General features: G+C 62.1%; 23 protein-coding genes. 8 read left to right on the forward strand and 15 right to left on the reverse strand.

Translation table 11 applies throughout. The features are described from left to right. Positions 1-69: 69 nt before the first annotated feature. The 4 genes from KZ498_RS13110 to KZ498_RS13125 form a co-directional block, all read right to left on the reverse strand. The gene (locus KZ498_RS13110) at positions 70-267 is read right to left on the reverse strand and encodes a hypothetical protein (RefSeq protein ID WP_312619371.1); all 198 of its coding nucleotides are present in this window, start codon (positions 265-267) and stop codon (positions 70-72) included. A 1,302-nt stretch (positions 268-1,569) separates the two neighbouring features. Next, positions 1,570-2,112: a hypothetical protein gene (locus KZ498_RS13115; RefSeq protein WP_312619372.1), complete on the reverse strand. Its 543-nt coding sequence runs from the start codon at positions 2,110-2,112 to the stop codon at positions 1,570-1,572. 871 nt (positions 2,113-2,983) lie between these two features. Next, positions 2,984-3,247, reverse strand: a complete 264-nt coding sequence (locus KZ498_RS13120) for a HalOD1 output domain-containing protein (protein WP_312619373.1) — start codon at positions 3,245-3,247, stop codon at positions 2,984-2,986. 70 nt (positions 3,248-3,317) lie between these two features. Next, entirely contained in the window at positions 3,318-6,482 is a 3,165-nt protein-coding gene (locus KZ498_RS13125) for a GAF domain-containing protein (RefSeq protein WP_312619374.1), read from the reverse strand. A 551-nt stretch (positions 6,483-7,033) separates the two neighbouring features. On the opposite strand from KZ498_RS13125, the gene rdfA reads away from it, so the two are divergent. From rdfA to KZ498_RS13155, 6 genes are all read left to right on the forward strand, one after another. Further along, the gene (gene rdfA, locus KZ498_RS13130; RefSeq protein WP_312619375.1) at positions 7,034-7,681 is read left to right on the forward strand and encodes a rod-determining factor RdfA; all 648 of its coding nucleotides are present in this window, start codon (positions 7,034-7,036) and stop codon (positions 7,679-7,681) included. Further along, on the forward strand, positions 7,678-9,468 hold the full coding sequence (locus KZ498_RS13135; protein ID WP_312619376.1) for an archaea-specific SMC-related protein: 1,791 nt from the start codon (positions 7,678-7,680) through the stop codon (positions 9,466-9,468). Before rdfA ends, KZ498_RS13135 begins: the two co-directional genes overlap by 4 nt. A gap of 157 nt (positions 9,469-9,625) precedes the next feature. Beyond that, entirely contained in the window at positions 9,626-10,450 is an 825-nt protein-coding gene (locus KZ498_RS13140; RefSeq protein WP_312619378.1) for a hypothetical protein, read from the forward strand. Between the two features lie 373 nt (positions 10,451-10,823). Then, entirely contained in the window at positions 10,824-11,672 is an 849-nt protein-coding gene (nadE, locus tag KZ498_RS13145) for an NAD(+) synthase (protein WP_312619380.1), read from the forward strand. Positions 11,673-11,738: 66 nt separating this feature from the next. After that, on the forward strand, positions 11,739-11,936 hold the full coding sequence (locus tag KZ498_RS13150) for a 30S ribosomal protein S17 (protein WP_312619381.1): 198 nt from the start codon (positions 11,739-11,741) through the stop codon (positions 11,934-11,936). Between the two features lie 119 nt (positions 11,937-12,055). Further along, positions 12,056-13,390, forward strand: a complete 1,335-nt coding sequence (locus KZ498_RS13155) for a 5'-deoxyadenosine deaminase (RefSeq protein WP_312619382.1) — start codon at positions 12,056-12,058, stop codon at positions 13,388-13,390. Positions 13,391-13,408: 18 nt separating this feature from the next. Here KZ498_RS13155 and KZ498_RS13160 read toward each other — a convergent pair whose 3' ends face one another. The 3 genes from KZ498_RS13160 to yqeC are packed head-to-tail and all read right to left on the reverse strand — an operon-like array spanning position 13,409 to position 15,255. After that, positions 13,409-13,780 (reverse strand): Rid family hydrolase, encoded by a 372-nt coding sequence (locus tag KZ498_RS13160; RefSeq protein ID WP_312619383.1) that lies wholly within the window; start codon positions 13,778-13,780, stop codon positions 13,409-13,411. A gap of 31 nt (positions 13,781-13,811) precedes the next feature. Then, on the reverse strand, positions 13,812-14,429 hold the full coding sequence (locus tag KZ498_RS13165; protein WP_312619384.1) for a nucleotidyltransferase family protein: 618 nt from the start codon (positions 14,427-14,429) through the stop codon (positions 13,812-13,814). 46 nt (positions 14,430-14,475) lie between these two features. Next, entirely contained in the window at positions 14,476-15,255 is a 780-nt protein-coding gene (yqeC, locus tag KZ498_RS13170) for a selenium cofactor biosynthesis protein YqeC (protein WP_312619385.1), read from the reverse strand. Positions 15,256-15,348: 93 nt separating this feature from the next. Here yqeC and KZ498_RS13175 point away from each other — a divergent pair, with 93 nt between their 5' ends. After that, positions 15,349-15,597: a sulfurtransferase TusA family protein gene (locus KZ498_RS13175; protein ID WP_312619387.1), complete on the forward strand. Its 249-nt coding sequence runs from the start codon at positions 15,349-15,351 to the stop codon at positions 15,595-15,597. Positions 15,598-15,599: 2 nt separating this feature from the next. Next, positions 15,600-16,640, forward strand: coding sequence for a selenide, water dikinase SelD (gene selD / locus KZ498_RS13180; protein WP_312619388.1), 1,041 nt, complete (start codon positions 15,600-15,602; stop codon positions 16,638-16,640). 76 nt (positions 16,641-16,716) lie between these two features. On the opposite strand, the gene yqeB is transcribed toward selD, so the two are convergent. The 8 genes from yqeB to KZ498_RS13220 all read right to left on the reverse strand — a co-directional run bounded on the left by yqeB (position 16,717) and on the right by KZ498_RS13220 (position 25,538). Then, a complete protein-coding gene (gene yqeB / locus KZ498_RS13185; RefSeq protein ID WP_312619389.1) occupies positions 16,717-18,297 on the reverse strand; it encodes a selenium-dependent molybdenum cofactor biosynthesis protein YqeB in 1,581 nt (526 codons plus the stop codon). Further along, positions 18,294-18,539 carry a hypothetical protein gene (locus KZ498_RS13190; protein ID WP_312619390.1) on the reverse strand — a complete coding sequence of 82 codons (246 nt, stop codon included), beginning with the start codon at positions 18,537-18,539 and terminating at the stop codon, positions 18,294-18,296. The genes yqeB and KZ498_RS13190 overlap by 4 nt, the downstream gene beginning before the upstream one ends. A gap of 2 nt (positions 18,540-18,541) precedes the next feature. Beyond that, positions 18,542-18,895: a DsrE family protein gene (locus KZ498_RS13195; RefSeq protein ID WP_312619391.1), complete on the reverse strand. Its 354-nt coding sequence runs from the start codon at positions 18,893-18,895 to the stop codon at positions 18,542-18,544. After that, positions 18,892-19,263, reverse strand: coding sequence for a DsrE family protein (locus KZ498_RS13200; protein WP_312619393.1), 372 nt, complete (start codon positions 19,261-19,263; stop codon positions 18,892-18,894). The genes KZ498_RS13195 and KZ498_RS13200 overlap by 4 nt, the downstream gene beginning before the upstream one ends. 101 nt (positions 19,264-19,364) lie before the next feature. Further along, positions 19,365-21,830 (reverse strand): molybdopterin cofactor-binding domain-containing protein, encoded by a 2,466-nt coding sequence (locus KZ498_RS13205; protein WP_312619394.1) that lies wholly within the window; start codon positions 21,828-21,830, stop codon positions 19,365-19,367. Further along, positions 21,827-22,393: a 2Fe-2S iron-sulfur cluster-binding protein gene (locus KZ498_RS13210; protein WP_312619395.1), complete on the reverse strand. Its 567-nt coding sequence runs from the start codon at positions 22,391-22,393 to the stop codon at positions 21,827-21,829. The genes KZ498_RS13205 and KZ498_RS13210 overlap by 4 nt, the downstream gene beginning before the upstream one ends. A gap of 126 nt (positions 22,394-22,519) precedes the next feature. Beyond that, positions 22,520-24,967 carry a xanthine dehydrogenase family protein molybdopterin-binding subunit gene (locus tag KZ498_RS13215; RefSeq protein ID WP_396276126.1) on the reverse strand — a complete coding sequence of 816 codons (2,448 nt, stop codon included), beginning with the start codon at positions 24,965-24,967 and terminating at the stop codon, positions 22,520-22,522. Then, positions 24,960-25,538, reverse strand: coding sequence for a 2Fe-2S iron-sulfur cluster-binding protein (locus KZ498_RS13220; protein WP_312619397.1), 579 nt, complete (start codon positions 25,536-25,538; stop codon positions 24,960-24,962). Before KZ498_RS13220 ends, KZ498_RS13215 begins: the two co-directional genes overlap by 8 nt. Positions 25,539-25,676: the final 138 nt, after the last annotated feature.

Here is a 25,676-nt window from a genome sequence, read left to right on the forward strand (position 1 = left end):
TGCTGCTAGTAATGCGATACTGTCTTGCACCGGTCGAACCACACACTGTTTAACTGTACCGTTGCTCAGCTATCGCCGCAGATCCCGGAGCGAATCCGAGTGAATGACAATGAACTCTTCTTCACCGAGCTGGGACTCGTGTTCCGGCAAAAATATCAACTGCGAATCGGTCGAAGACTTGACAACGGTTAGCTCTTCCAACTCGTAACCGAGGTCAGATTCCCAGTCCGGATCCGTCGGTACGTCTTTCCACTCTTCGGAGGTCATCATTCGGCTGTCACTCCGTGCAAACCTCCGATTCTACACAGTCTCAGTGGCTCGTGTGTCTCGCGCGTGTCATGGAACCACCGTTGTGGTTTCAATCTTGAATTAAGATAGTCTTTAGACTGGTCCTGTACTGCGCTAATATCAGACATATCCCGGAAAGGAACAATTACTACATTAAAGATTGTGTCACTATGTGCTAAATTAATATACCATATAGCTGTACTTACTTACCAACTTTCTCTACTCCATTCCACTAACCTACGTCGCAAAAGCAGACAAATCTTTGACGGTAAGACGGAATTACTACAATGAAATATCCAGAATCCTGGGTCCTGACACTATTCAGTAACGTTGTAAGCTGGTCGGATAGTCGTTTGGCACGGCCACATGATCCTTATTGAATCAGTGCAACCCTGTACGTCTCCAGAGGACGACAGCATGGATGGTGGTTCTGTATTCGAACTTCCACCATCCCGAATTCCTGTTCGTGCTCCCCCAACTGAAATCGATATTACCCGTGTATTGCAAATCGGCAATATCCACTAAGATGTGGTAATACCGCATCTCAGGGGTGATTCGGGGCCTGTGGGTAGAGTTGGGTACCCCGTTCCCGACGTATGGTGGGAGTAGTAGGCTCTGCTGTGCTGGAATAACACGATTATAACAATACACCCCTGCCGATAAGATACCAACGGAGAGGGCAGTTACCCGACACCCACAACACCGGCCCAATCCTTACCACCCCCCCTCAGGGACGCTCGTGCCCTGTTAAGTCGCTGTCGACTCGGATCGCTCTCTCCACTTTGACGATGAGCCGGGATGGTTCCGGTCACACCGTTCTTTCCGGCTCATTCCGGCATCAAGTTCTAATTCACTCCGGGTGGATGCTGATGTAACAATGCATACAAGAATTCCTGTCCACCGTTGAAAATGTGGAGGGAATAACCGCTGAGGCCCACGGATTCGACACGACCCGCCTCGAGAATAGGCGACTGACTGGCCCCTGAAATAGCCATTAAAAAGCTATCTAAACCTAATCACACGACTGCAATGCAATCGGCGTGTCAATTGTTCCTATAGAAGAATACGACTACCTCCAATATGAACTCAATTACTAAACTGTGACAGTCATACGTGGCAGTGTATGCCGGAACATATCTCCGACAGCGAAATGGAACGGATTGCGGAATTCGCGAGCACTCCGATGTACAAGCGGTCGCCCGACCAGCTCCTGCCGGACGGTGCGGCCGACGACGAAGAATAACACATCCTTTGGGGGGTGTTTTCATCACATTCCACAGCTCAAGGCTCGCCGATATCAAAGCCCCTGTCGTTTTTATTTCGCCGTCTGGTAATTGCGTGAGTAATAGATAGCACGAGGAATGAACTAATCACGACTAATCCGATAACAAGCGGACTGATTGCATTGAGCGGTGGAATTCCGATAATTGCCCCCAAGAGTAACAGTGCGTTCAACAGGGCGACAACCCCGTAATACTGGTACCATTTTGATTCATCATCGCCATTGCTGATGAACGGCTCGACCTCCGGTGCATCCTCTCGAAGAGCTATCTCACCCGTATCAGCGTCGTACGTTATCAGCCCCGCCTCCTGGAGCTTCGGAGCGTGGGTCTGGTACAGTGAGACGTACACCCGTTTTCGCGCCTGCGAGGATAGCTCCTCGACGGTCGTGTCGTTCTCCCACGCAGCCAACTCCTCAGCAAGATCGGTCAGTTGGACGGGTTCCCTTTGCTGGCGTAGATAATAAAGGGTATACCGACGCCTAGAGCTGCTGAGAATATCGAACATCTGATCGCGCGTGAGCTCTGGTTCTTCCTCTACCATCGGTTCGCTCATGACCTCGATTGCAGCATTGGTTTGTGTTCAGGCCGCGAGAGCGACATATATACATGAACCCCGGGGTAACCTTTTGTTACACCCCCGTTACCCTCTGATTCTTGAGTAAGAAATAGCTACTTGAAGGATATACAGGACGCCAGTACGCCACTAGTCGGGCAAGGTCGTCATACAATCCGTTGCTCTGTCAAACTTGGACATATTTGTTCTACTATACGACCCAACTACAACGGATTGGAATACGCAAAAATATCGCTGCATACAAAAGCGCCGTACTGTGGGTTATCGTTTACACTAAGATCTATTTCTGCCTATCTGAGACTATACCCTGGCGCGACTTTCATCAGTGTAAAATATATTAAGATAACTCTATTGAACTCCAAACAGGATAAACGGAGACTACATAGTCTCATATTAATATTGTAGTATAGTCCCAGTGGAAACGACGGTGCCACGCGGTCCACCTGACCGGTGACAGGCGGTACAGAAAACACGCTGCAGTTGTCAGAGGGGCCTATAAAATAAGGACCAATCAACGCCGGCGCTACTACACTCGTTCAAACATTCCACACTTTTAGCGTAGGACTGCACGTTAGCTACCGTACCAAAGACAGGTAAACGAACGAATCCTCTGTGGCTGTAATCCACGCTGAGGCGTCTGCGTTCCTTTGATTCGTGGCGGCAAATATCGTCAACTGGTCGGGTTGATCGCTCGACTGCTCAATGATGGACCTGCAAGCTCGGTCCTCTGCCCGCGTAGGTTCTGTTTTGCTATCACCCATCGTCTTGACAGAATGCTCTCTTACCAGGGCTTCTCGTTATCCGCTTACTTAAGAACCAGTAGGGGGTTGCTAGCCGATTACGTCGGCGTGATCTCGATTCTCTCGCTGTCTCGAATCCGAACAGTGTACCCGCTGTATCTAAAACTGATCTGAATGCTGTCGTTGGACTGCCCAGCGACGAGCGTATCGAGGGCATCCGGGTCGATCTGGTTGTACAACGGCGGGAGACTTGTTTCCATCACGCGTTCCTTGGTCGCGATGGCGGCTACAATCGCTTCACTCGGTGATTCGTACTGGTCTGCCCAAAAGACAGTTTCTGTCTCGTTCCACTCCAGACTCATTGTTCTGTGTATGACCGTACTCCCGTATCAGCATATACCCTATCAGACTAGTAAACTCAGACGGTGAACCCTATCTATCTAGATGCTTTGTCGTTCCGCCTTCGCTAAACAACTGCTCGAGTAGCTTTCGGGTCGCTACACGAAGGTGGTGGCTGAACGTCGGCTGTGAAATATCGAGTGTATCGGCGATTTCCTGGCCCGTCTTGTCTCGGGGCGATTGATAGAATCCACTATAGTAAGCTGCAAGCAGTACCTCAAACTGACGGGGTGTCAGCTGGGATGCCAACTCTGACTGGAACGACTCACGGGTCTGGACACCACGTTCCCGCTTCCGACGGCTCACGAGTTCGATATCCGGGCACGAACGCCGTAATTCTGCGATGAGTTGACGGATATCGACAGTTTGTGGGACCTCAAGCTGGATTCTCAGTGTCTCACCGTCGGACTGGATTAGGTGTGGTGCCCCACCCTGTTCAGCGACGGTCAATGCGAGTTGGGTGCCTGAAACCGTCGCTTCAAACAGATTCGTGTCCTCGGCGTCTGTTAAACACTCCAATCGCTGAATCCGGGGCAGGACGTCTAAACAGGTTTGAAGATCATCAGGAAGAGCGCCAGTGCTGAAAAACACGATACAGCTGCTATCTCCCTGCGGGACGATGCCCTCGAACGTGATTTCCGCCTCGACGACGTCTGCAATCCGATGGAGAATGTCGTCAGACTCAGTTGCTTCCAGTGAGACCTCGATGGCACGGTCCGCGACGAGCCCTTGCTTGGTCTCGATGCTGTTGATAGCGTATCCGACTGTCTCGCTCACTTCTTCGAGCACTGACTGTGTGGGCAAATCAAAAACGTCCGGCGTCTTCGCATATACGGTCAGTATGCCGTAGGAGAGCTGCTGGTAGCTGAGCGGAATGCTGAGGACTGATTGGAAACCCCGTTCCAGCAGCCGCCGCTGCCACCCTCTCCCCCTGAGCCCGTCCGCAATGTTGTTGTTCAGCGTCTGCTCGTTGGTGCGAGCCGCCTGAACCGCTGGCGGTGGTGGTGTCTCGTTCGCGGGTGTGCGGGACTCTTCGAGAAAGCCGCGGTCAGTCCCGGCCCACGTCCGTGGTGTGACCCGGTCGCTGTCGGATTCGGACTCGCCAATCCAGGCGAACGAACAGATATCGGACGCGACCAACTGGTCACACACTGCCTGCTCTATCTCCGAGCGACTGTCCGCTCTGAGCACCCGCTCGTGGATTTTCTGACTCAGCTCAGTCAGCCGGTTCATCTGTTCGAGTTGCACCGTCTGCTGTTCCAGGTCTCGCTGTCTGTCTTCGAGTTCCGTCTCGTAATTCAGCCTATCGAACGCTGTCCGGATCGTCGCACCGAGAAGTTCGGTAATCCGACGTGTCTGGGTGTCGAACACGCCGCCGACTGTGTCGCCGGCTCGGAGAACCCCGTGGTCCCCCAGCGGGACAAACACGGCCTTTCCGTCAGCAATCATGTCTTCCCCTGCTCTCGAAGTAGAGTTCTCATCGCAGACGATGGTTTCCTCGGCAAAAAAGGCTGAACTCACGGGGCTATCGCCGTCGGCTGGGATGGCTTCGTGCTCGTCTGTTTCCGTAGCCGCGAGCGGGCGAAAAGCGTTCGTGTCGCTGTCGAACGCGTACAACACAACCTCCGGGAGTCCGATGGTATCGCGCGTCCGTGACACGACAATCCGGGCCGCTTCCTCCTCTGATGTCACCCCCAGGAGATCGGTTGCCGTTTCATACAGCTGTGTAAAGCCCATCTCCGCTCGCTGGGTCTGGAGTTCGTTTCCGATCCACTTGCTCAACAGATCCACGAGCGTCACGTCCCAGTCCGAGAACCCGTCACCGCTCGTCCCGGACCCGTAGAAACAGAGCGTGCCGTAGATGCTCCCACCGACATTGAGTGGCGTCCCCAGATACTGATTGACCCCGTCGTCCCACATGAGATTCCGACCGCTGCCGCCGCACTCGGCGCCGGCGTCTGCTATCACGACTGTTTCCCCGTTCATAATAGCTTTCGCACAAGGGGTCTCCGACAGCGGAATGGTTCCACCGGAGAATATCGTTTCGTCGGGCGTCTGGAGGACCTCGAAATCGTATTCCACGCCGTTGATATGCGAGAGCGTCGCGTACTCGGTCCCCAGCACGCCCCGTCCGACCTGCATGAGGTCCGCTATCTGTTCTTGTAATGACCCTTCCCGCGTCGTGAACACCTCGGTAATCGTTCGCAGGACCTCTTCCCGTATTTCGAGTTCGGCGCGCGTCGCGGTCGAATGGAGGCCATCGGCGATGATTTCCGCGAGTTCTGTCAGCACAGTCTGCTCAGCTTCATCAAACGCGAAAGGGGTGTCCGCGTATATGGAAATCACACTCTGTACTGATCCCGTGTACTGAATGGGGAGAGCGATCATCGACCGAACCCCGTACTCCGATACGATCTCGTCCCGGGGCTGGTCCGACGATTCGATACGGATGTCGGACGCCACTTGCCGCTCGCCTGTTTCGATTGCACGGCCGAACGGCCCGTCTTCGAACACCGAGCGGCCATGGCGAGAGAGCATTTCCTCGACGAATTCGAGTGCGCCGCCACCGCCTGCTGTTGGAACGATGTCACCCGCCTTGTTTCGTTCCCCGATCCAGGCGAACTGGTAGGCATCCGAACTGGTCAGAATCTCACATACAGCCTCTTTGATTGCTTCGGCCGTTGAGGCACGCAGGACCTGCCGATTGATTTCCCGGAAGAGTGAATTAATCCGGGACAGTCGCGCCGTCTCTCGACGGAACCGGTGTGATTCCACCGCGTTCTCGATTCTGTTTGTGAGCACCGCGTACTGCTCCGGCCCGCCACCCTTGACGAAGTAATCGGTGACGCCGGCCGATACCGCTTCGCTGGCCAGTTTCTCGCTCCCCTGGCCAGTTAAAAGGATGAAGGGGAGGTCGCCGTTGGACTGACGCACCGCTTCAACGAACTCAATCCCGTTAGTCTCTGGCATCTCGTAGTCACTGACGATACAGTCGATAGACTCGGAATCGAAGTAACTGAGCGCATCCTCGACGCTTGCGGCTTCTATGACCTCGATACGGTCGTTCTCGTGTTCCAGCAGCTCAGCCGTCGTTCGCCGGAACTCTCCGTAGTCATCGACTAACAGTACCCTAATCTTCGAGGCGACCGTTTCACTCCCCGTCGGTGCCGGTCCAATCTCACCGGCCAACTTCCGCATACTGGGCTACTTACGCGACAGGCCGTATAAACGTTTGACTTGATTGCGACGCTGTCGCGGCTCTATGCACGTTAGTAGTAACAGTATACTGGGTGCTAAGTGGCTTTTATCCTTGACCCGTACCCCAGAGGACATCTCTGCACTTTTGCTAAGATTATAAATCTGTGAAACTAGTATAATATTGAAATACTAATTAGAAAATATACAACTTATTATTATATATACCTACATTTTATTACATATATTATTGTGGAAAGAGAACAGTATATTTACACTTCCTAAGACGGTGATATTCGGTCTTCTGATGTTTTCTTTCTCCTTATTACGATGGTATAATAAATCAAAAAGAGTAGCAGAATATAACTACGGTAGTTTAAATCACTTGCACATGGCAGGTGTGGTTGTTCGGAAACTGGGCTTTTTATTTCAGCCTGTCTGTCTTGGTGAACACACACTGAGGATGTGTCTCTCCACCTGATTCGGAGCATACGTAGACTGAAACCGTACTGTCTGTGAAAAACTATTACTGAGCAGGTCAAAATACCCGGATAATGGCTGCTGACTCCGGTTGTAAAGTAGACGCGGTTATCGATACGTACGGGTTAGCGTCGGCGGACCCGGTCTACGACTCCCTCGATGAGGGCCTGCTGGCACGCTGGACCGGCGCGGACGACCGAACTGAAATGGGGTATCGGTCATTGACGGCGTGGTTCAATAAACGGCTCCTCAAACAGGTTTACACCGAACACGGTCGCGAATCCCTTGACACCCGCATAGACAGTGACTACGAGACGTTGCGGGGCGACGAAGCCCTCCCTCGGAACGAACTCCTCGAGCGGTTGCAAGCTACGGGTGTTCCCGGCGAGGCGCTCTACGATGACATGGTGTCGTGGGGAACGATGCGGACCCACCTCAACGACTGTTTGGACGGTCGAAAAGAGCCCCAGGAGGCGACGACTAACTGGGAGCGCGAGAGCGTCGAAACGGCCAAAGCCGTCGCCGAACGGAAGGCCGAAACGGCGCTGTCTTCGCTCGCGAAGAAAGGCGATATCGACGGCGGTGACGCCGCAGAGATAGATGCCCAGATACAACTCGGATGTCCTGACTGCCCGACCCGTGTTCCGTTCGATGTCGCACTCGAACGTGGGTACGTCTGCAAGCAACACCGGAGCCCGAATCTGTCAGCACGTGATTCATGACCTGGACCATCGAAATCGAACGAATCGCTGGTATCTTAGATGGATCGGCGACGGTAGCGCCGGGACTGAACGTCGTCCGTGGCTCGAACTGGCAGGGGAAATCGAGCTTCATCGAATCGATCAAAACGGCGCTTGGCGTCTCCACCGAACTGACTGAAGGGGCCGAGAGCGGTGCGGTCCACCTCGAAACGCCGACTGGTGTCTACGACGTGACGCTCACCCGCGAGAACGGCACCGTGACTCGACACGGACAGCCGTATCTCACCGACGAGTACGACGCTATCCGCGCTGAGCTGTTCGCGTGCTTGGACGAACGTAATGCGATCCGTCGCGCCGTTCGGGCAGGGGAGAACCTCGAAGACGTGCTGTTGCGTCCGCTCGACTTCCAGAACATCGATGCACAGGTCGAGTCGTTACAGCGGGAGCGCGAACAGCTCGAAACCCAACTCGCGCAGGCGCGCGAGGCGAAAAAGCGGCTTCCGAGCGTTCAGGAGAAGGTGACGCGCCTGGAAAACGAAATCGAGGAGCTACAGGCCAAACGCGAGACGATCGACACTGCGGACGGAAGCGACGGGAATTCGGAGTCTGCTCGCGATCAACTCAGCCAGGCCCGGACCGAACAGAACCAGGTCAGAAACCGCATCGAACGACTCGAACAGAGTATCGAGCGGACCGAACAGCGCCTCTCGGAACGGCGGGATGCTCTCGACGACCTCGAAGTCCCGGCGTACGATGATATCGAGGACGAACTCGCGGCGGCGCGGGAGCGCCTCTCGCAAGTAGAGCGAGACGGCGAGGTGCTCCAGTCCGTCTACTCGGCAACCGAGATGGTCCTCAGCGAGAACCGGTTAGACCTGCTTACTGACGTGGAGCGCAACCTCGACGGCGATACCGTCGCCTGCTGGACGTGTGGGAGTGAGACGTCACGAGCGGACTTGGCCGACCAACTGGATGCGATCGGGAGCGAACTCACGGCGATGCGCGCACAGAAAGAGACCTATCGGGACACCGTCGAGGAACTGGAAACACAGCGCGAGGAAGTCAGCCAGGCTCGCCAGCGTAAAGCAGACTTGGAGGAGGAAATCGCTGACCTAGAGGCGACACTGGCCGATCGGAAACAGAGCCTCGAAGCGGCCAGAGACAGACTCGAACAGGCTCAGGCAGACGCCGAACGACTCTCCGACCGTGTGGATGAGACGGTTGCGGAGCTTTCCGATGTGGAAAGCGAGATCAAGTACCGCGAGGCGGAACTCGAAGACACCGCCGACGAACTGTCCCAACTCGAAACGAGAGCGGCCCGCGTCGACGCGCTCGAACCCGAACTCGAAGCCGTGCGTGAGGACCTCGCGGAGCTTCGAACCCGGAAAGACCGGATCAAGCGCGAAGCGCGGGACGCGTTCGATACGGCGATGCGGGACATCCTCTCCCGGTTCGGGACGGGATTCGAAACGGCTCGACTCACTGCGGACTTCGACGTCGTGGTCGCCCGCGACGGTCAGGAAGCGAGTCTGGACGCCCTCAGCGAGGGCGAGCTCGAACTCATCGGCTTCGTGGCAGCGCTGGCCGGCCGCGAGTCGTTCGACGTCGGCGACGCTGTGCCACTCCTGCTTGTCGACGGCCTGGGGGGCCTCGACGACGACAATCTCCACACCCTTATCGAGTATCTACAGCAGGGCACCGAGTACCTGGTGTTTACTGCGTACCCTGAATACACAGCCTTTGACGGACGCGAGATCGACCCGACCCAGTGGACCGTCGCCAACGAGAAACAGGCCTCGGCTGACTGACGCTCTGTCCGAATCCGGGTAGTCTTACCGACCATGACCTCCCGGCCCGGTTCCGCGCTCCTCCTCCTCATTAGCATGACCTATGTGATAGGCGTATTTTCACTTTTAGGAGATTTATACACAAATACTATTAGCATTTATCTCAATTCCAAGTCAGATGGCGAATATACGGGTCAAAGAATGGACGAAAACGGAATTAGAAAAGATACGGAACGCGGAGTCACATTCCTCGTACGATTCGGTCGTTAAATCACTGCTGAAAGACCGCAAACTCGCGAAGTACGCCGACGACACCCCCGAGAGTGCGACAGGCGACCCCGTCGAGTCAAAGGACTCGGGCGGGGAGAGGGCCTTCGACGACCTGACTGTTCTGGCGGACCTGACCGACGGTCACGACGACGTGTTGTTCCTGTGGTGTCCGAACTGTGGGAACGAACTCGTCCATCTCACGGCTGAGCGGCCGCTTGGTCTCTCCGTGTTTGAAATGGAGTGCCAGCGCTGTCTCACCCATCTCGACCGCCACGCCATCGTCGCTATCGAACTGCGGTATCCGATCGAACAGAAGATGATCGAGGGGCAACTCCAGGCGGAGCTCAAATCGTGCGTCATAGACTACTGGGACCGGACGCTGGAGGCGGCCGCCAACGCCGCTCTCGAAACAGAGACCCCTGTCGACCGTCTCGTCTGGCAGTTCGACCAGTACCACAAGCAGTTCACCTGGGACTGGCCGACAGGTGTCCCGAGTGTCAGTTTCGTCCCCGGGGTCACCTATCGCGACACCGTCACTGATGAGCGACTCGAAGCTGTCGAACCTGTCACCGAGAACCGGAACGCGATGGACGCCTACGCAGTCAGACGCTGCACTGATGACGGCGATGTCGTCTCGGACCGGCTAGAAAGCAGCACGATTGTCGACCGAATCGCCAACCGGGAACTGGTCGTCACCGAGCAGTCCGTAGAAACGACCAGACCGGCCACGTAACGTATCCCGATGCCATCCGGTGTGGCCACTCGCCGATGAGAGCAGTGTGTCTTTCAGAACACCGCCTTTCGCGCGTTCTCGCCCCTCTCAGCATCCCACCTTCTCGGCCAGGATTTGATGAATACGTAATATCAGAGTCGATGCATATCATCTAATAACCATCTGCTCTAATTTGTGAGAGTATTAGTAGAAAAGCTGATAAAAATTTAGACGGTTCTATATCGTGTTTAAGGTGTATCGAGGATACCAAAGACACCCAAGACCTTTGTCGACAACAGTTATAGGACGCCAGCGGCCTATCTTGCACCATGATTGGGCTGGTTCAATGTACGCGCTTCGATAGTCGCATCTCGGCTAGGATGGAGGAGAGCCTGTGAGTGATACGACGCACCCTCACACGCTCACACTCCCGCGTGAGGAGCACGGATTGGCCACGTCGAAGGCGGCGACCAGACGGATACAGGGAGTCCTCCCGGCGTTCGTGGAGGACCAGGTCGCCGAAGCAGCGGCGGACGGGGTGGTCGTTCCCCTCGACGGCAGTATCGAGTCGACGGTGGCGGCGGCGCTAGTCGCCGACGGAGTCGGGCCAGACTGCGTGACCGGACTGGTGATGCCGGTACAGCTAAGCGACGAGGGGCCTGCCCGGACTGCCGAAACCGTCGCGTCGCTGCTTGACATCGACTGCCACCGGCTCCACCTGCAGCCGGTGCTGACGGCGTTCCAGCGGGTCGTCGGCGAGACCGGTGAGCCCACCGACGACCTCGTGGCGATGCGAAACGCCGGCGAACGCTTCCGGATGGCGTGTAAGTACTACGTGGCAAACACCAGAAACGAACTGGTCGTGGGAACCGTCCCGCGGACAGACCGACTCCTGGGCGCCGTTGCGAAGTACGGCGAGAACGGCGCCGACCTGTCGCTGTTCGGTGATCTCTACAGAACTGAGATCGAGGCCCTGGCCGATGCGCTCGCCGTTCCCTCGGGGCTCCTCGAGCACCCCACTCATCCCGTGGCACACACTGGTGCAGCTGACGCGGCGGAACTGGGTATCGACCAGCGGGCGCTCGACAGCATCCTCCATTTCGCGGTCGACAGAGACTGGTCCGCGCCGGAGGTGGCCGACAGAGTCGGCGTCGACGAATCTGTGGTCGAGCGAGCGATTCGGTGGTGTGCCAGGACCCGCCACAAGCGACACACGCCACCGAAACCGTCGATGGACAACTGAGCCACAGTCGGCGGTCGATTCTGTGGGCAAAGCAGTTAACAGCCCTTCTCCGTGAGTCTCACATCCATGGAGGCCGACCCCCAGGAGATAATCGACACCGGCGACAGGCTGCTGTCGGAGTATCCCGAGTTGTTCACTGACCAGTACGAGACGAACACTCGCCTCGTTCAGCGACTCGCCGGCGTGGACTCGTTTCGCATCCGAACTCGGCTCACCGGATACATCACGCGGAAGAAACGGACACGGGACCGCTCGCAAAGATGACGCCACCCCGAAGCACACGCCCAACAGGGAGTGCCACACGTTTGTGGCCGGAGGTCACGCTCTCTGTGGTCGTCTTCCTATGTAGACCTTCTTTATGCTGAGACCGTTTTGCAGGACGTATGTTACTCACTGGGACTGTCGTTGCGGACTCTGAGACCGTCCTGCAGGACGGGGCGGTCGTCGTCTCCGGCGACCGGATCGCGGCTGTGGGTTCCCGCGGGGACCTCGAAGCGGAATACGCCGACCACGAGCACCAGTCCTACGACGTGTTGTTGCCGGGACTCGTGGGCGGCCACATCCACTCGGTGCAGAGTCTCGGCCGCGGTATCGCCGACGACACGGACCTGCTCGACTGGCTGTTCGACTACATCCTGCCGATGGAAGCCTCTCTGACCGCCGACGAGATGGAAGTCGCGGCGAAACTGGGCTATCTGGAGATGGTCGAAAGCGGGACCACGACCTGTATCGATCACCTCTCGGTCGCCCACGCGGACCGCGCCTTCGAGGCGGCGGGCGAGGTCGGCATCCGCGGCGTGCTCGGCAAGGTGCTGATGGACCAGCGCTCGCCGGACGGCCTCCTAGAGGACACGGAGGCCGCACTGGCGGAATCCGAGCGACTCATCCGGGAGTACCACGGTGCCTACAACGACCGGATCCGGTACGCCGTCACCCCTCGCTTTGCCGTCTCCTGTAGTGAAGCCTGTCTCCGCGGGGCGCGCGAGCTCGCGGACGAATACGACGGCGTCCGCATCCACACCCACGCCAGTGAGAATCGAAGCGAGATCGAGACGGTCAAAGAGGACACCGGGATGCGCAACATCCACTGGCTGGACGAGGTGGGTCTCACCGGCGAGGACGTAGTGCTGGCCCACTGCGTCTGGACGGACGAGAGCGAACGGGAAGTCCTCGCCGAGACGGGGACCCACGTCACTCACTGCCCGTCATCGAACATGAAACTCGCCAGCGGTATCGCGCCGGTCTGGGACTACCGCGACCGGGGTATCAACGTGGCAATCGGGAACGACGGACCGCCCTGTAACAACACGCTCGACGCGTTCACCGAGATGCGTCAGGCGAGCCTCCTCCAGAAGGTCGACCAGCTAGACCCGACGGTGACGCCGGCGGCCGAGATTTTCGAGATGGCGACGCGAAACGGCGCGAAGGCCGCCGGCTTCGACGAACTTGGCGCGATTCGTGAGGGCTGGCGCGCTGACATCGTCGGCCTCGATACGGACCTCACGCGGGCGACGCCGCTGCACGACGTGCTCTCCCATCTCGTGTTTGCGGCCCACGGCGACGACGTTCGCTTCACGATGGTCGACGGGAACGTGCTGATGGAACGCGGCGAGGTAACCAGTATCGACGCCGAAGCCGTCCGTGCAGAGGCCTCGACGATTGGGCTTGAAATGGACCTCGAAGACGAACGCGAGTCCGCACAGGAGCAGAAACCCTGAGTGTCCTCCGACGGCCGCTCACTCGGTCGTCGCGATGGCTTCGATTTCGACGCCCACGCCCTTCGACAGATTTGTGACCTCGACAGCACTGCGGGCCGGGGACTCCTCGTCGAAGAAGCCGGCGTACGTGTGGCTCATCGCCTCGGAGTCCTCGATGTCGTCGGGAGAGACGGTCATTTTCACGACGTCGCGAAGCTCCAGGCCTTCCGACGCCGGCACCGCTTGGCCGTTCGGCAGCGCCCGGTCTGCCTGTGTGGCGATTGGCTCGTCGTCCAGCGGGCCTCTGTCGGGTGTCCTCGGAATCTGACCCGCGGTGAACACGAGCGAGCCGTCCGTCGCTGCCTGACTGTACGCGACGACCGCATCGGCCGTCCTGATAGCCCGTTCCAACGCCCGGGCATTCCACTATCACCCCCTTGAATCACTGGCCGTCACGCCGGCCAGCGAACTCGACGAGGTCTGCGTCGGTATCGATGTCCCAGTGGATTCCGGGGTCGTCGACATCGACGAACGCTGTCCGCTCGCTGGTCTCGATGATGTCTCGACCCCCGCGGTCGCCGGATACCGAGGCGAGTGCCCCGAAGTGACAGCCGTCGAACAGCACGGGGTTACCCCGCGTGCCATCGTGTTCGGGGACGACGATTGTCGCAGTTCCTGAACGGTACGCTTCGACGAGCCCCTCGATAGTTCCGGCCCGTACGAACGGCATATCACCCAGCAGGAACAGGGCGGCGTCCCAGCCGGCTTCCCGTGCGTAGTCGACGCCGTGCCGGACCGACGTGCTCTGGCCCCTTGCGTACTCGCCGTTGTGCCGAAGCGATAGGGACAGCCCCTCCAGCGCCGCCGCGACAGCCGCGTTTTCGTATCCCAGGACGGCGACGACGTCCGACACCGACGACTCGCAGGCAGTCTCGGCGACGTGCCGGACGACTGCCGTGCCGTCGACGGTCGCCAGCAGTTTGTTGCCCGACTCGTACCGCGAGCCCCGTCCAGCGGCGAGGACGACCCCGCCGACCGTCGCTCGGTCTCGACTGCTCATTGATGCCCTCCTCCAGCGACGATGCTGGATCTCCCCTCGAAGTCCGTCACCGCTGTCCCTCCCGCGTGGCCGTCGCGGAGACGACTTCACAGACATCCGACCGGAACGACGTGAGGACGCCCCGAGAACACCGTTCAGTCCGGGAAAGCGCGCGGGCGAGCACGTCTCTGGCGATACGCCGCCGTGTCCCGGTGTCGGCTTTGTTGACAAGCGGTATCACAGACGCCTCGCTTGGGGCGTTCCGGAGGCCGCCCTCGGGATGCGTGAGTACTGTCCCGACAGCCGCTGGCGTAATCGTATCGCCGACTTCGAGACCGGTGACGTCCGCCACCCGTTCCGGTCTGTGGGCCACATCGGTCGTCAGTGGGGCACCGACGGCAGCGACCGAGGCGACTGGCACGACGTGGGTCGCCGTGTCCGGGACGACTGGCTCCCTCTCACCCGGGGCTTTGAACTCCCGCTTGCGTGCGCCGTCGGCCTTGACGAGCAGCCAGTCGAACAGCCCGGCGTCGAACATCCGCTCCACCACGCTCGCCTCGAAACCGCGGACCTTTCGGTCGACTCGCGCCGGGTCGGCTACGCTCTCCCGAGCGACGGCAACCGGCGGTTCGTGTGCTTCGAGGTCGGCGCGCCACCGGTCCGGGCCGGTGAGCGCAAGCGGCAGGTCAGGTGGCGGCGGCATCGCCGTCGTTGTCGTGTAGCCCACGTCGTACCCTTCCCCTGTCCCCTCGACTGTCAGCCGCCCCATCGCGGTTTTCTTCCCACCGGCACCGACGAAGGCGACGGCGGCGCTGGAACCCAGGCCCAGCGCATCAGCCATGTGCATACGGTCGCTGCGCGGGACAGACAAAAATAGCTTGCCGGGGCAAGGGGTGTGGCGCCGATAGCGTTTTTGTGGCCCGACGACACAGAATGCGGTATGGCTCGCGTAGACGTCCGCGGTGAAATCTGTCCCCGGCCGGCGCTCATCGTCCGCCAGGCGCTCTCGGACCTCGACCCCGGCGACACGCTCCTCGTCCGTGGCGACTACCCACCGGCCGAGGAGAACCTCCGCCGGATGTGTACGACCCACGGGATCGACGTGACGACTGCGGAGAGCGCCGGGGAGACCGACGAGTTCGAACTCGAACTCCGGGTGACCGAGATGGCGTCGCTATCGGAGGCCTGAGCGTGGACCGCGACGCGGCGACCGACACCGACGAGGAGAGGGCTCGCCTGACGGAGTTCACCGAACTCCACGGGTGTTCCTGCAAGGTCGGGCAAAGCGACCTGGATTCGCTGCTCTCCGATGCCGGCCTCACCGGTGACAGCGACGCGCTGCTTTTCGGTATCGGCGAGGACGCCGCCGGGCGCCGACTCACCGATGATCTCGCGCTGGTTTCGACGGTGGATTTCTTCACCCCTATCGTGGACGACCCGTACGACTTCGGCCGTATCGCGGCCTGCAACGCCGCAAGCGATGCCTTCGCCACGGGTGCTGTCGAGAACCTCGACTGCCTGGTCGTCCTCGGGCTCCCGAGAGAACTGACCGACAGCGCGGCGCCGATACTCGGAGGCATGGCCGACGCGCTGGACGCGATGGACGGCGTCATCGCCGGCGGCCACACCATCATGAGTCCCTGGCCCTTCGCCGGCGGCGCCATCTCGGCGACGGCACATCCGGACGCCCTGCTCACCTCGCAGGGAGCGAGCCCCGGCGACTGTCTCTACCTGACCAAACCGCTCGGGACACAGCCGGCTATGGGGGCGACCCGCGTAACCGACGAGGAGTTCGTCGAGACTGTCACCGACGCCGCCGACCGCCCGCTCGACCGGATTGCCTCGGAGGCCGTCGCGTGGATGACGACCCCGAACCGCGACGCGGCACTCGCATGCCGGGAATACGCGACCGCTGGGACCGACATCACTGGCTTCGGCCTCGCCGGCCAGAGCCGCGTCGTGGCCGACCGGTCGAACGTCGGTATCGAGCTGACGCATCTCCCGGTCATCGCCGGGACGCCCGCTCTATCGTCGCTTTTCGGCTATGGTCTGACCACCGGCGAGAGCGCCGAGACCAGCGGCGGACTGTTCGTCGCAGTCCCGCCGGAGGCGACCGCCGACCTCGAAGCCGCGTTCGACGACGCCGACGTGTTCTACCGCGGTGTGGGGCGCGTCACGGCCGGACGCGGCGTCACGCTCGACGACCCGACGGTCGAGCCGATCAGCCGCTGAGGGTTCGTAGGACCTCTCTACTGCGGTTCAGGACGCTTCTAACTATACTACTTGAATCCAGTATTCGAGCAATCCGTTACCCGAGTCGGAGCGCCGCTTCCAGCACGCCACCGCCGAGGCAAAGCGCCTTATCCGAAATTTTCGTCGGGTCGACGGACTCGCCTCGGGGGTCCACGTCGCCGAGTTTGGCGCCCTCCTCGACGCTGAGGCCGCCGTGGACAAGGCCGCGGACGAGACCGTCTATCTCGGTTTCGACCGGCCGGTCGTCCACGGTGCCGACCACCTCGCCGGCTGTGACACTGTCGCCGATGGCGACCGCCGGGGCCCAGTCACCGTCGGCCGGGGCACGGAGCACTCGTTCGCGGGTGTAGCCCCGCCGCTCCCCGGGCTCGCCGTCGTACTCGCTCGCCGTCCCCTCGTAGAACACGCGGCCGAGTTCGTGCCCGCGGTCCGTCTCGACGACCGCGTCCACGTCCTCCCCGGCCTCGAAACCGGGTCCCATCCCGACAACTACGTCGGCGTCACCCCTCCGTGTGCCGGTGTCGACCTTCCCTTTCGCCATGATTGCATCGACCAGAACCGCGGCGTCGAGCTCGTCGGCGACGGTCGCCTCGGGGTCAACGAGCACCGGGACGATACCGTCGGCGAGCAGCCCGAGCGCATCGTCGATATCCGCTGCCGCCCGGCCGGTGACGCCCTCGACCGAAACCTCTTCCTCGTACAGGGCCGCGCCGAAAGCGACCGCCCGCCGGACGACCGTCGGTCGTTCGACTTCGGTGACGATGACCGGGAAACCGGCCTGCCGGAGCCGGTAGACCACGCCGCTCCCGAGGTCGCCGCCGCCGCGGACGACGACGAGCTCGTCGAGGTCCAGGCGCGTGGCCCGCTCGCCGGTCGCGTCGTGGCGGTCCATGGTGACCTCGGCGAGCACAGAGAGCGCGACGGCGGCCGGCCCGCTCCCGCCGAGGTCGAGCCCCACCGGCGTCCGGACCCGCCCGAGGTCTCGGCGGGCGTACCCCGACTCGGCGAGCGAATCCAGGACGTGCTGGGCCTTGGTCTCGCTGGCGACGAGGCCGACGTACCCTGCCCCGCCGTCCAGCGCCGCGGCGACGGCGTCCTGGTCGAACGTTCCGCTCCGCGTCGCCACCGCCACCGCCGTCTCGCGCCCCATCGGCAGGTCGCCGAGCGCGTCGCCGTAGTCGCCGTGAACCACCTCGGTGTCCTCGGGGAACTGCGCCGGGTCGGCGTAGGCCTCTCGGTCGTCGACCACGGTGACGGCGTAGCCCAGTCGCTCCGCCAGGGGAGCCAGCTCGACGCTGATGTGGCCCCCGCCGGCGATGTAGAGCCGGGCCTGGCCGCGGACGCGGTCGATGAACACGTCCATCTCGCCGCCACAGACCATGCCCGTGTTACCGCCGGGTTCGAGTTCGTAGGTCCTGACGCCGGGCTCGTCGGCCCCGGAAAGCACAGAGCGGGCGTCCTGGACAGCGAGGTGTTCGACGGTGCCGCCGCCGATGGTCCCGTACTCCTCGTCGGCGGTGACGACCATCTTGTCCCCCACGTCCCGCGGTGCGCTACCGTCCTTCCGGACGATGGTCAGCAGCGTTGCCGGCTCTCCCCGCGCGGCCAGTTCGTCGAGCCGTTCGAACAGGCTCATACGAAGGTCTTGACCTCCTGTTCGACGAGGGCTTCGACCACGTCGTCGTACGATACCCGGTCGATGTCTGGCGGTAGGGAGACGCCGCGCACGTCCACGTCTCTCGCGACCGCCGAGACGGGCGCGTCGACGTCCGGCGAGAGGTAGACGCCGTCCTGAATCAGGACGATACGCGCCTCGGGGTCCCCGGCGGCGGTTCGCAGTCCGATTTCGGCCATCGGTTTGTCGATGAGATACAGCATTGTCAGAAGTCCAGTGTCCGGTCGGCGTCGCGGATGCTGGCGGTGACGCGGTCGCCCGACCAGACTGCCACGTCGTCGGCGATTTCGCCCTCGCCGACGCCGCGCTCGGCCATCGCCACGCGGTCCGCGACCATCTGTCCGCCCTGTTCCGCCAGGTCGGCAACGTGCCCTGTCATGTTGAGCGCGTCGCGGTCGACAGCTGTTCGAGCGCCGTACACGCCATCCCCCGTGAACAGCACGGTCACGTCGTGCCTGTCGAAGCCGGCCGCCACCCCGCGGGCGGCGCGCAGCCCCTCCGGGGCGTGGACTCGGCCGTACGGGGCGCGGGTGAGCATCACGACGACGTCCCGCCTCATAGCGAAACCACCCGGTCGGCCTCGCCGATGATGTCCGCGAGGTCCGGGAGCAGCCCGACTTCGACGCCCTCCGGGTAGTCGGCAGGTGCGTCGATTCCCCGGGCGTCGACACAGAGCCCACAGCAGATGACCTCCGCCCCGTCCGCGATGAGTTCCTGGAACTTCTCGGTCGGCATCTCGTCGTACAGCCCGCTGTCCGAACAGCCGGGCAGCGTCTGGTCCGCGACGGGGACGAGCGCGCCGTCGAGGTAGTGGAAGTAGCTCACCGCGTGGCCCTGGTCCAGCGCCGCACGCCCCAGCTCGTAGGCGGTGCGCCACCGCTCGCTGTCGAAGGGGCCGCCTGTCAGCAGAAACCCGATGTACGCCATACTGTCGGGATTTCGGTGAATCGTTCTTAATGGTTTGCCCGACACACGACAAGGTGCGCCGCGTGTGGCGCTTTTCGGCAGAAAACCGACCGCGCGACAACTCAGTCCCCGCCATCAGACTGCGCCTCGAGTGCCGCCTTCAGGTCGTCCGCGGTGAACGGCAACGCGGTCAGCCGGATACCGACGGCGTCGCGGATGGCGTTCGAGAGCGCCGGCGGCACGCCGTTGGTCGGGAGCTCTGCGATGGACTTCGCGCCGAACGGACCCGTGGGTTCGTGGGTCTCGACCAGGATGGTCTCCATCTCGGGGTGGTCCGTCGTCCGTGGCATCCCGTACTGGCGAAAGCCCAGCACTTCCGGGTTCCCCTCGTCGTCGAAGGTCAGGCCGCCGCTGGTGGCGTATTCGAGGCTCATGTGCTCGCCGCCCTCGATCTGTCCTTCGACCAGCGCGGGGTTGATGGCGACGCCGCAGTCGGCCGCGAACACCAGCTTGTTGAGTTCGTACTCGCCGGTCTCCGTATCGACGGTCACGTCGACGAACTGCGCGCCATAGGGCGGCGGGCTCTCGTCGGTCGAGTGGTTCCCGTCCCCGAGGATGTGTTCGCGCTCGTCCTCGCCGTAGGTCGCCTCGTAGCCGATCTCTTCTAGCGACACGCGGTTCCCCGTCCGCTCGCTGTACACGCCGCCGTCGCCGGTGTCGAGCAGTTCGGGCGGCTCGTCGAGCAGTTTCGACCCCCACTCCAGGAGCCGCTCTTTGGCGTCCTCGGCGGCGTTCTTGACCGCGCGGCCGCTGATATAGGTCGTCGAGGAGGCGTACGCGCCGTAGTCAAACGGCGTCAGGTCCGTGTCGGCGGCGATGACGACGACATCCTCGGGGGGACAGCCGAGCACCTCGGCGGCTATCTGGGAGAACATCGTGTCCGCGCCCGTGCCGGTGTCGACGCCGCCGACCTGCAGGTGGAAGCTCCCGTCCTCGTTCATCTTCACCTGCGCCGCGCCGAGTTCCTTGCCCGCGACGCCGCTGCCCTGCGCGATCAGCGCCATGCCGACGCCGCGGTGCAGGTGCTCCTCGTCCGGTTGCTCTAAGTCGTCGTAGCCGACTGCCGCTTTCCCGCGGTCGACGCACTCACGGATGCCACACGAGCGGATTTCCCGGGTGAATCGGTCGCCGTCTTTCAGGATGGCGACACTGCGGTCGGTGTCGCCCTCTCGGACCGCGTTCTGGAGGCGGAACTCGATGGGGTCGAGGTCGAGACCGCGGGCCACCTCGTCCATGTGGGACTCGACGGCGAAGTGGCCCTGCGGCGCGCCGTAGCCCCGCATCGCCGCGCCCATCGGGAGGTTCGTGTGGACCACGTCCCCCGAAAAGCGGACGTTCGGGACTCGGGGGTAGATGGGGAGGGGCTTCGTCCCGACGTTGTTCGCGACGGTCATGCCGTGGGTGCCGTAGGCCCCGGAGTTCGACAGCGTGTAGAGGTCCATCGCCTCGATATCGCCCTCGTCCGTCACTGCGGTCCGCATCCGCATCCGCATCGGGTGCCGAAAGCGCAGGGCGGTGAACTCCTCCCGGCGGCTCATCTCCAGTTTGACCGGCCGGCCGGCCGCGAGGTGGAGCGCGAACGCGATGGGTTCTATCGCCATCTCCTGTTTCGAGCCAAAGCCCGCACCGATACGCGGTTTCCGCACCCGCACGTCACGGATGGGCACGTCGAACAGGTGTGCTATCTGGCGGCGGGTGTGAAAGGGCACCTGCGTCGCCGTGATGAACACGTGGCGGTCGTCCTCGTCCGTATAGGCGATGGTTGTGTGGGGCTCTGGAACGCAGTGGGACTGATACGGCGTCTCCCACTCAGTCTCGGCCACGTGAGCGTCGTCCCTGTCCGCCGCCGCCTCGAAGGCCGCGTCCACGTCACCGAGTTCCCCCTCGAAGTGGGATTCGAGATTCCTCGTGTAGTCCGCACCGGACTGCTTGTTCTCCACGTCGTCGGGTTCAAACAGCTGTGGCGCGTCCTCGTCGAAGGCTTCCTCGGGGTCGAACACACCGTCCAGTTCCCGGTACTCGACGTCGACTGTTCGTGCGGCGCGGTCGGCCGTCTCCGGGTCGTCGGCCGCCACGGCCGCGACCGGGTCACCGACGAAGCGGACGTGCTCGCGCAGGACCGTCAGGTCCCACGGGCTGGGCTCCGGGTAGGACTGGCCCGAACTGGAGTACAGTTCGTCCGGGACGACGTCGTCGAACGGCGTGATGACGGCGTGGACTCCATCCATTGCCTCGGCGGCGCTCGTGTCGACCGATTCGACGTAGCCGTGGGCGATGTCGCTGCGAACCACCTTCCCGTGGACGAGGTCCGGAAACCGGTCGCGGTAATCGGCCGTGTAGCGGGCTTCGCCAGTGACGATCTTCCGGGCGTCGTCCTTCTCTTCGTCGGTCGTGATGGCGTCGCGCTCGGCCGGCGCCTTGCGGTCCGGTTCTCCCGCAGCGCCCGCCACCGTGCCGGTGGCTTCCTCTTCCGCCCGTGCCCCGTCGGGCTCGTCGTCGAGGTCCGATGCGCCCTCCGGGTCGCTCATGGCTCGTCCCCCGAGCAGTCACACCCGCCGGGCGGACAGCCCGAGTCGAGCGTGCCGCCGGCCCCGTCGTCGGGCGGCCCGCCGTCTGTTGCCACCGCGTGCTCCCCGTCCATCCGCTCGGCGGCCTCGAGCACCGCTTCGACAATCTTCTTGTAGCCGGTACACCGACAGAGGTTGTCCGACAGCGCCTCACGGACCTCCTGTTCGGTCGGGTCCGGGTTCGCCTCCAGCAGCGCCGTCGAGCGCATTATCATCCCCGGGATGCAGAAGCCACACTGCAGCGCGGTGTTGTCGACGAAGGCCTGCTGGACCGGGTGCAGGTCGTCCTGCTCGCCCAGGCCCTCGATTGTCTCGACAGACGTCCCCTCGGCTTTCGTCACCGGTTCGACACAGGATTTCACCGGCTCCCCGTCTACGTGAACCGTGCAGAACCCGCAGGCTCCGGTGTCACACCCCCGTTTCGCCCCGGTGTACCCGTTCCGCCGAAGGACGTCGAGAAGCGAGTCGGCCTTCGATGCTTCGACCGACCGTTCCACACCGTTTATTTCCAGTTGTAGTTCCATGTGACTCACTCAACTCGCTGGCTATGTCAGCAACGTGATGAGCAGAACGGTAAATAGCTATCGCGGATTTGCGATATGGCACGCGGACACACCGGTACTGTAGCGGTATACGGGTACCAATCCGGGCTAGCCCTCGCGCTCGTCCAGTTTCGCCCGTATCTTCTCGGCGGTTATCGGCATCTCCCGGACGCGGACCCCGACGGCGTCCCGGACGGCGTTTGACAGCGCCGGCGGGACCGTGTTGGTCGGGACTTCGGCGACCGACTTCGCGCCGAAGGGGCCGGTCGGCTCGTGGGTCTCGACCAGAATCGACTCGATGGGCGGCGTCTCGGTCGCCGACGGCAGTCCGTACTCGTCGAAGTCAGCCACCTCCGCCCGTCCCTCGTCGTCGAGCGTGATACCGTCGCTGACGGCCAGCTCGTAGCTCATGTGGTTGGCCCCCTCGATCTGACCCTCGGCCATGCCGGGGTTGATGGCGACGCCGCAGTCGACAGCGACGACCAGTCTGTGCACCTCGAACTCGCCGGTGGTCTCGTCGACGGTCACGTCTGCGAACTGGGCGGCGAAGGGCGGCGGGCTCTCCTCGGTGCAGTGGGTCCCCTTCCCCAGAATGTGTTCTCGCTCCTCGTCGCCGTAGGCGGCCTCGTAGCCGATGGCTTCGAGCGTGACCGAATCGCCGCTGGTCTCGCTGTACACCGTTCCGTCGCCGGTCTCCAGGTCCGCGACCGGCTCGTCGAGCAGTTTCGCGCCCCACTCCAGAATCCGTCCTTTCGCGTCCTCTGCGGCCTTCTTTACGGCCATGCCGCTGATGTACGTCGTCGAGGAGGCGTACGCGCCGTAGTCGAAGGGGGTCACGTCGGTGTCCGAGGATTTGACGAGTATGTCGGCCTCATCACACCCCAGCACTTCGGCGGCGATCTGGAGGAACGCCGTGTCAGCGCCCGTCCCGATGTCGACGCCGCCGACCTGCAGGTGGAAGCTCCCGTCCTCGTTCATCATTATCTGGGCGGCCCCGAGTTCGTCGCCGGCGACGCCGGTCCCCTGCGCGGACAGTGCCATCCCGATACCGCGGTGCAGGTGGTCTTCCTCCGGCTGGTCGAAGTCGTCGTAGCCGATTGCCTCCTTTCCGCGCTCGATGCACTCTTCGAGGCCACACGACCGGATACGGCGGTTCGCCCCCTCGCCGCCCATCATCCCCGCGATCTCGTCTAAGTCGCCGACCTCCATGTGGTGTCGCCGCCGGAACTCGATGGGGTCGAGATCGAGGTCGCGGGCCACCTCGTCGAGATGGCCTTCCAGCGCGAGCGTCCCCTGTGGCGCCCCGTAGCCCCGCATCGCGCCGGTCTGGGGCGTGTTCGTGTGGACGATATCGGCTTCGAAGCGGGCGTTCGGAACCTTCGAGTACAGCGGCATCGGCTTGCTCCCGACGTTGCCGGCGACGGTCATGCCGTGGCTGCCGTACGCGCCGGTGTTCGAAAGCGCGTAGATGTCGATAGCCTCGATGTCGCCGTCATCGGTCACGGCCGTCTTCGCCCGGACTTTCATCGGATGGCGCGAGCGCATCGCGTAGAACTCCTCTTCGCGGCTGGCTTCGTAGAGCACCGGGCGGCCGATAGCCAGCGACAGCGCGAGCGGAATCGGCTCGACGACCATCGCCTGCTTGCCGCCGAAGCCGCCGCCGACCCGCGGCTTCTTGACGCGGATGTCACGGATGGGAATGTCGAACAGGTGTGCGAGCTGTCTGCGGGTGTGGTTGGGCACCTGCGTGCTGGTGATGAGGACGTGGCGGTCGTCCTCGTCCGTGTACGCCAGGGAGGTGTGCTTCTCGACGTTCGCGTGGGACTGGCGGATGGTCTCCCACTCGGTCTCGTGGACGTGGGTGTCGCCGTCGAGCGCCGCGTCGACGTCGCCGAGTTCGCCCCCGATGTGGGCCATCCGGTTGCGGTCGTAGTCGTGGCCGACGATCTCGTTTTCGACCTCGTCGTCCTCGAACAGTTGCGGCGCGTCCTCGTCGAAGGCGTCCTCGGGGTCGGTGACGTACTCGTCCTCCTCGTAGGACACCTCGATAGCCTCGACGGCGGCCGTCGCGGTCGCCCGGTCCTCGGCTGCCACAGCGGCGACCGGGTCGCCGATGTACCTGACGTGCTCGTTCAGCACGTGCATGTCCCACGGGCTCGGTTCGGGATATGACTGGCCGGCGCTCGTGTATTTCGCGTCCGGGACCGCGTCGGAGTCCGGCGTGAGGACGGCCTCGACGCCGTCCATCGCCTCGGCTGCACTCGCGTCGATACCGGTCACGCGGCCGTGTGGAATCTCGCTCCGGACGACCGCTGCGTACGCCAGGTCCGGATATCGCTCCTCGTAGTCGGCGGTGTACTTCGCCTGTCCGGTGACGAGCTTTCGGTCGTCGTACTTCTCGGTCCGATGGGAGACGCTGTCGCGCTCGCCGGGGGCCTTGTCGTTGTTTTCCGGTTCGTCCCATTCCAGCGGGTGCTCCTCGTATCCCTCGTCCTCGACGGGCTCTGACCGCGACGCCGTGCCCCCGTCGGCCGTTGCTCTCTCGTCGTTATCCATCACAGCCACCCCCACAGCAGTCGGTCGAGTCGGCTCCGCGGGGTGACAGACTGGTCGGCTGGCCGCCGTCCGCGGCCATCGACTGCTCCCCCTGCATCCGGCCCGCCGCGTCTAGAACGGCTTCGACCGGCTTCTGATAGCCGGTGCAGCGACAGACGTTGTCCGAAAGCGCCTCCCTGACCTCCCGCTCTGTCGGGTCGGGGTTCGAATCCAGCAGCGCCACCGCCTGGATCACCATTCCCGGGGTACAGAACCCACACTGGACGGCGAAGTTGTCGACGAAGGCCTGCTGGACCGGGTGCAGGTCGTCCTGTGTTCCCAGCGTTGCGACGGTCTGTATCTCACTCCCGTCGGCGTCTGCCGCGGCCATCCCGCAGGCCATGCGGACCTCGCCGTCGAGGAACACCTTCGACGCACCGCAGGTCCCGCCGTCACAGCCACACTTCACGCCGATGTAGCCGTGCTGTCTCAGTACCGTCGCCAGGTCGTCCGCCGGCCCGGCTTCCACTGTTGTCCGCTCGCCGTTGATCGTGAGTTCGATGTCCACAGAGGTCCCTCCAGTGTTCGGCATGCGCTACGTACACACGCCTGTTAGTGAAACTGTGGAACAGCGTCCCATATATGTATGGTTCACAGGTATCTGACGACGGTGTTGCCGGACAGGCCCCCGACATGCCACCGCGGAGCTACAGACGACCGTCACTGGGAC

Source organism: Haloarcula sp. 1CSR25-25, from assembly GCF_032027985.1.
Taxonomy (GTDB): Archaea; Halobacteriota; Halobacteria; order Halobacteriales; family Haloarculaceae; genus Haloarcula.

Coding starts and splice junctions, on each gene's coding strand:
- KZ498_RS13125 (WP_312619374.1), bottom strand. CDS start 6,482: ATGCGGAAGTTGGCCGGTGAGATTGGACCGGCACCGACGGGGAGTGAA.
- KZ498_RS13175 (WP_312619387.1), top strand. CDS start 15,349: ATGGCTCGCGTAGACGTCCGCGGTGAAATCTGTCCCCGGCCGGCGCTC.
- KZ498_RS13220 (WP_312619397.1), bottom strand. CDS start 25,538: ATGCCGAACACTGGAGGGACCTCTGTGGACATCGAACTCACGATCAAC.
- rdfA (WP_312619375.1), top strand. CDS start 7,034: ATGGCTGCTGACTCCGGTTGTAAAGTAGACGCGGTTATCGATACGTAC.
- KZ498_RS13135 (WP_312619376.1), top strand. CDS start 7,678: ATGACCTGGACCATCGAAATCGAACGAATCGCTGGTATCTTAGATGGA.
- KZ498_RS13150 (WP_312619381.1), top strand. CDS start 11,739: ATGGAGGCCGACCCCCAGGAGATAATCGACACCGGCGACAGGCTGCTG.
- KZ498_RS13205 (WP_312619394.1), bottom strand. CDS start 21,830: ATGAGCGACCCGGAGGGCGCATCGGACCTCGACGACGAGCCCGACGGG.
- KZ498_RS13140 (WP_312619378.1), top strand. CDS start 9,626: ATGGCGAATATACGGGTCAAAGAATGGACGAAAACGGAATTAGAAAAG.
- KZ498_RS13115 (WP_312619372.1), bottom strand. CDS start 2,112: ATGGTAGAGGAAGAACCAGAGCTCACGCGCGATCAGATGTTCGATATT.
- KZ498_RS13155 (WP_312619382.1), top strand. CDS start 12,056: ATGTTACTCACTGGGACTGTCGTTGCGGACTCTGAGACCGTCCTGCAG.
- KZ498_RS13165 (WP_312619384.1), bottom strand. CDS start 14,429: ATGAGCAGTCGAGACCGAGCGACGGTCGGCGGGGTCGTCCTCGCCGCT.
- yqeB (WP_312619389.1), bottom strand. CDS start 18,297: ATGAGCCTGTTCGAACGGCTCGACGAACTGGCCGCGCGGGGAGAGCCG.
- yqeC (WP_312619385.1), bottom strand. CDS start 15,255: ATGCACATGGCTGATGCGCTGGGCCTGGGTTCCAGCGCCGCCGTCGCC.
- KZ498_RS13110 (WP_312619371.1), bottom strand. CDS start 267: ATGACCTCCGAAGAGTGGAAAGACGTACCGACGGATCCGGACTGGGAA.
- KZ498_RS13215 (WP_396276126.1), bottom strand. CDS start 24,967: ATGGATAACGACGAGAGAGCAACGGCCGACGGGGGCACGGCGTCGCGG.
- KZ498_RS13210 (WP_312619395.1), bottom strand. CDS start 22,393: ATGGAACTACAACTGGAAATAAACGGTGTGGAACGGTCGGTCGAAGCA.
- KZ498_RS13190 (WP_312619390.1), bottom strand. CDS start 18,539: ATGCTGTATCTCATCGACAAACCGATGGCCGAAATCGGACTGCGAACC.
- KZ498_RS13195 (WP_312619391.1), bottom strand. CDS start 18,895: ATGAGGCGGGACGTCGTCGTGATGCTCACCCGCGCCCCGTACGGCCGA.
- KZ498_RS13200 (WP_312619393.1), bottom strand. CDS start 19,263: ATGGCGTACATCGGGTTTCTGCTGACAGGCGGCCCCTTCGACAGCGAG.
- KZ498_RS13120 (WP_312619373.1), bottom strand. CDS start 3,247: ATGAGTCTGGAGTGGAACGAGACAGAAACTGTCTTTTGGGCAGACCAG.